2 protein-coding genes are annotated in these 3,587 nt (G+C 71.6%); both read right to left on the reverse strand.

Going from position 1 to position 3,587, the window contains the following annotated elements; genetic code table 11:
- The coding region (locus Q8A52_RS48665) for a condensation domain-containing protein (RefSeq protein WP_316765124.1) at positions 1-1,481 on the reverse strand (1,481 nt) is incomplete at its 3' end.
- Positions 1,482-1,519: 38 nt separating this feature from the next.
- Positions 1,520-3,587, reverse strand: a 2,068-nt coding sequence (locus Q8A52_RS48670; protein ID WP_316765125.1) for a condensation domain-containing protein, incomplete at its 5' end; no start/stop codon positions are given.

Here is a 3,587-nt window from a genome sequence, read left to right on the forward strand (position 1 = left end):
TCCGGGCCGATGCCGTGGGCGATGAGGTGGTGGGCGAGTTGGTTGGCGTGTTCGTTGAGTTCCTGGTACGTGGTCGTGGTCCGGCCGGAGACGACGGCCGCGGCGTCGGGGTGAGCCGCGGCCTGCGTCTCGAACAGGCCGGGCAAGGTGGCTTTGCTCGCCTCGGGGACGTCGTTCGGTGCGGCGAGCAGGGCGGCCCGCTCCTCGTGGGTGAGCAGGTCGATCCGGCCGACCGGCCGCTCGGGGTCGGTGACGACGAGGTCGAGAACCCGGATCAGCCGGTCGAGGAGCCCGGCGGCCGTGGGCTGGTCGAAGAGGTCGTCGCGGTAGTCCAGGCGGAGGTAGAGACGGGAGCCAGGGGCGGCGATCAGGGTGAGCGGATAGTGCGTCGCGTCCCGCCCGCGGCCGAGGTCCGGGGTGATCCGCAGCCCGCTGTCCGGCCGCTCGTCAGGGTCGTCCCAGGGGTAGTTCTCGAACACCAGCGAGGTGTCGAACAGGTCACCCAGCCCGGCCAGTTGCCGGATGCGGGCCAACCCGAGGTGGTGGTGAGCGGTCAGCCGCGACTGCGCGTCCTGGAGCCGTACGACGGCGGACCGCAGCGACTGCGCCGGGTCCAGCGACACCCGCACCGGCACCATGGTGATGAGAAGTCCCACCATGGCCTCGACACCGGGCAGTTGGGGGTCGCGGTCGGCGACCACGGCACCGAACACCACGTCGTCGTGCCCGGTGCGCCGGCTCAGGACCAGCCCCCAGGCGGCCTGCAGCACGGTGTTCAGCGTCACGCCCTGACGACGCGCCCAGTCGGCGACGGCGGCCGTGCGGTCCTCGTCCAGCTCGACGGTGATCCGTTGCGGCATCAGCCCGGTCCGTCCCGGGTCCACCGGAGTGAGCAGGGTCGGCTGCTCCAGACCCGACAGCGCCTCACGCCAGGCGGCCTCCGCCGCCGGCCGGTCCTGCTGCGCGAGTCGGCCCAGGTACTGCCGATAGGGGGTCACCCGGGGGAGTGCGGCCTCGTCGCCGTGGCTGTCGTACAGCGCGCTCAGCTCGCGGATGAGGAGGGGCGTCGACCAGCCGTCGAGCAGGATGTGATGGGTGGTCAGTATCAGGCGGTGGTGCTCGGCGGCCATCCGTACCAGCAGGAAGCGCAGCAGCGGCGGCTCGCCCAGGTCGAACCGGCGGCCGTGCTCCTTCGAGGCAAGCCGGGCCAGTTCCGCCTCCGCCTCGGCATCGGGCAGTGAGGAGAGATCGAACTCCTCCCAGGGAACGCTCACCTGATGGGGAATCAGCTGGACCGTCTGTCCCGAGTCCACCTGCTGGAAACCGGCGCGCAGGTTCGGGTGCCGCTGGACGAGGGCGCGCACCGCCGTCCGCAGCCGCGCCGCATCGAGGGCGCCTTCGACGTCGAAGACGTGCTGCACCGCATAGACGTCCGCACCGTCCTGCTCGTAGCGGGAGTGAAACAGCAGTCCCTCCTGCATCGGAGAGAGGGGAAGGATGTCTTCGAGGCCCGACGACGTCATTTCTGAATCCTCCACGCGGCTTCCAGCTGTTCGATGTCGTGCTGGCTGAGTTCGGTCAGGGGGAAGTCCGAGGGAGTGTGGCCGCCCGTGCCGGACCGGTCGCCGTGCCGGACCAGGCCCCGGATCGCCTGGAACCACTGTTCGGCGAGGACACGGACGTGCTGCTCGGACCAGAGAGCGGGAGCCCACGTCCAAACGGCCTCCAGCCGCGGCCCGCCCGGTGCGTCACGGACCATGGAGTTGACCTCCAGCCCGTGCGCCAGGGCGGTCGCCGGATCGGCGCCGCTGAGCAGTCCGGTCTCCGAGGCCACCGTCCACTCGGGACTGCCGGGCACCACCGCTGTCCCCGCGGACGGGAACCGGCCGAGGTAGTTGAACCCGAGCTGGGGCACGGGAAGCCTGGCCAACCGCTGACCGGTCTCGGGATTGAGGTGCCGCAGCAGACCGAAGCCCATACCGTGGTCGGGCAGCAGACGCAGTTGCTCCTTCACTCGCTTCAGCGCCTGTCCGAGTACCGGCCCACCGTCGACGGCCTCGGCCCAGACCAGGGGACCCGGGTCGATCCGGACGGGATACAGCGAGGTGAACCAGCCCACGGTGCGCGACAGGTCCACCCCGTCGACGATCTCCTCGCGCCCGTGCCCCTCCACGTCCATCAGCAGCGCCGTCTGCCGCCCACGGCCGTGACGCCGGCGCCACTCGGCGATCGCCAGCGCCAGCGCGGTCAGCAGCACGTCGTTCACACCCGCGTGGAAGGCTGCCGGCACCGTGGTCAGGAGCGGGGTCGTGACCTCGGGCGGAAGGGACCAGGTGCACTCCCTCGCCCGGCCCACGGTGTCCCGGACGGGATCCAGTCGGCCGGCGGTCAGCGGCGGGTCGGCCACGCCGAGCAGGTCGGCCCAGAGCGTCACCTCCGCGGCGCGGGCCGGCCGCCGGGCCTCCACCGCCAGCAGCTGTGACCAGTGGCGCAGCGAGGTGCCCACCGGATCCAGCCGCGCCGGCCGGCCGAGCCCGGCCGCCTCCCAGGCGGCGACGAGATCCGGAAGAAGGATCCGCCAGGACACTCCGTCCACCACCAGATGGCTCACGACGACCAGCAGCCTGCCGGGGCGAGCGGGTCCCGCGTCGAGCCACACCAGCTGAAGCAGCGACCCCCGCTCGGCCGACAGACGGGCGGCCGCTGCCTTCACCTGCTCGCGGACCAGGGCCTCGTCCACGTCGGCGCCGCTGAGGTCGACCCGGTGCACCAGGCCGGCCGCCGACCCGGAGCGTACCGGTCCGACCTCCAGCGACCACGACCCGCCGCCCGTGTCGTCCTTCGTTCGGGTCAGCCGTAGCGCGTCATGGTGGTCCACGAGCGACTGGACGGCCGCGGTGAGGCGATCCTCACCCAGAGCGGCCGGCACCTCCAGGAGCATCGCCTGGTGGAACGCGTCGACCTCGCCGCCGCGTGCGTCGAACCACCGCATGATCGGGGTCGGCTCGACCGCTCCCACACCGGAGTCGGCGGCGTGTGGGGCCGCCCCGGCCAGTTCTTCGGCGACCGCTGCCAGCCCGGCCACCGTCCGCTGCTCGAAGACGTCCCGTACCGCGACCCCGATGCCCGCCGCACGGGCCAGGCTGACCAGACGGATCGAGACGATGCTGTCTCCGCCGAGCGCGAAGAAGTCGTCGTCGAGCCCGACCCGGTCCACCCCCAGCGCCTGCGCGAACAACTCCCCGAGCAGCCGCTCACGCGCGTTACGCGGCTCCCGGAGCGCACGATCCGCCCGCACGGCTGGGCTCGGTTCGGGCAGTGCGGCCCGGTCGAGCTTGCCGTTGGCCGTCAACGGCAGCCGGTCCAGCGCCACGAACACCGACGGCACCATGTACTCCGGCAGCCGTCGCCGTACGAACTCACGCAGATCCTCTGCCGGTGTGTCGGTGTGGGTGACGATGTAGGCGATGAGGCGGGTGTTGTCGGGTTGGTTGTGTTGGACGACGACGGTGGCTTGGGTGATGGCTGGGTGGTCGGTGAGGATGTGTTCGATCTCGCCGGGTTCGATGCGGAAGCCGCGGATTTTG

The sequence above is a fragment of the Streptomyces herbicida genome (assembly GCF_032656585.1).
Taxonomy (GTDB): domain Bacteria; phylum Actinomycetota; class Actinomycetes; order Streptomycetales; family Streptomycetaceae; genus Streptomyces; species Streptomyces herbicida.